3 protein-coding genes and 1 pseudogene are annotated in these 1,878 nt (G+C 40.7%); all 4 read left to right on the top strand.

Going from position 1 to position 1,878, the window contains the following annotated elements; translation table 11 throughout:
- Positions 1-239: 239 nt before the first annotated feature.
- Complete coding sequence (locus tag PX481_RS18580; protein ID WP_002760257.1) at positions 240-560, top strand: helix-turn-helix domain-containing protein; 321 nt, start codon at positions 240-242, stop codon at positions 558-560.
- 104 nt (positions 561-664) lie between these two features.
- Positions 665-1,216 (top strand): GUN4 domain-containing protein, encoded by a 552-nt coding sequence (locus PX481_RS18575; protein WP_223213014.1) that lies wholly within the window; start codon positions 665-667, stop codon positions 1,214-1,216.
- Between the two features lie 127 nt (positions 1,217-1,343).
- Positions 1,344-1,586, top strand: a complete 243-nt coding sequence (locus PX481_RS18570) for a hypothetical protein (RefSeq protein WP_002760261.1) — start codon at positions 1,344-1,346, stop codon at positions 1,584-1,586.
- Positions 1,573-1,755 (top strand): annotated as a pseudogene (locus PX481_RS18565) (type II toxin-antitoxin system VapC family toxin); the annotation flags it as partial. The gene PX481_RS18570 and the pseudogene PX481_RS18565, both read left to right, overlap by 14 nt.
- Between the last annotated feature and the right edge of the window lie 123 nt (positions 1,756-1,878).

The raw sequence follows: 1,878 nt of genomic DNA, 5'->3' as shown, positions 1-1,878 counted from the left end.
TTGGCGATTTTTGTCAATTATTTTTGATCTAGAGCGAACTAATCAATTAAGTCTCTTGCCAGATAAGGATTTAGTCGATTTATGCCCCCCTATCGAACCATACTAAGTAACGAAGAACCTTCTTTCCGTTGATTATCGAGATTTTAATACCTATCGTTGGAAAAATACGGAGCCATTTCAAATAAAACTGGCTGAAATAAGTTATCAAGAATGGTTAAAAAATCAAGGAGAATAACAAAATGAGCGACTTTGAAAAAAGTAATAGTAATATTTTCGCTGATCTTGGCGATCCAGAAGCCGAACAAACTTTAGTCCGCGCTCAAATTCTATCTGGGATTATTGATATTGTCAATGAACGGAACTTCACGGAAACTGAAACAGCAGAAATTTTAGGAATATCAACACTAGAAGCATCTCAATTAATCAAGGGAAAACTTAGTCAATTTTCTCTGGAAGATTTGTTTCATATTCTCAACGCTCTTGATCAAGATGTTGAAATAATTCTTAAGCCGAAAGTTGATGCCCAGGTCGCTAAAATTCGGGTGTTAATAGAACTATAAACATTAATATGAAGGAAGGATAAACTATGAAAGAACAATAGGATTTTAGCACCGGAAAACGAGGCGCAATCAATGATTTTAGCCGACAATTGCGTAAGGGTGGAGTGAGTTATACCAGTCTACAAGACCTACTAGCAGCAGGGAAATGGAAAGAAGCAGATGATGAAACAACTAGGGCGATGCTTCAAGCTGCTGAGAGGGGAGAGAACGGGCGGTTCAGAGTACTGGATATTAGAAACTTTTCCTGTGAAGATTTACGCATCATTGACCAGCTTTGGTTGTCAGCTAGTAAGGGTAAATTCGGCTTCAGTGTTCAGAGAGAAATCTATGAGAGTCTCGGTGGCACGAGCGAGTATAATGAGGTAGTGTGGAATAAGTTCGGCGATCGCCTCGGCTGGAGAAAAGGAGGACAATGGGTGTACTGGCGGGAATTGCGGAAATGGGGGGAAGACGAAACCCTTGATTTTCAAGTTCCGCCTCGGCCTGGGGAACCCCGTAATGTGTACCTGCCGGCGGCATCTAATATTGAAGTTCCGCCTAGGGAACCCCCTAATGCGCACCTGCCGGCGGCATTATTTGAGATTACAAATACATTGGAGGGAAAGTGGAAGGGAGGCATGGAATCCTTCTCTCGTTTAAAAGCTTGTAACCTGTAGAATATAACAATCTCAGGTCTTTTGTCAAGTCTAATTTTAGGAGTTTTGCTCATGTAAACATCAGCTTTTCACAGAACTCGATTTTTATCTTAAAATTGATACAATCAACCATAAAGAGATAATGACAATGATAAACCTAGAAACAATTCAAGAAGATATTGCGTCCCTTCCCCTCGACGCACAACAGACTATTCTTGAACTTGTAGATATTCTCAAAAAACGATATTCTCCCAACCCACAGGAAATGAAAGATCAGCGAACAGAAGATTGGTCTGACTTTATCGGTTGTATAGAGGCTGAACCAGACCTTTCGCAAAACTATAAAACCTATTTAACAAGTGAACTTAAGCAAAAATATGATCATTGTTGATACTGGTTTCTGGCTGGCCCTTGCTAATAAAAACGACTCACTTCACCCATTAGCAAAAAAACAATTCCAAAAATTAATCAATCAACAATTTATTACAACCTGGTGCGTTGTTACTGAAACTTGCTACTTACTACAAAAACGAGTAGGAATAGGCAACATCTCAAAAACCGCTGAGAGGTAAGATGAAAGCCACGACAGCATCTCTGGCCTCTCAGCCTATCGCCTGTGGCTGTTAGGTAGTGTCTAGCTAGTGACCAACTTCCAGGCTGAGACTGTTCTGGGGAGCCGCCCG

The organism is Microcystis sp. M53603_WE2 (genome assembly GCF_030065435.1).
Note: the sequence above shows the minus strand (reverse complement) of the source record. Positions and strands in the feature narration are given on the sequence as shown.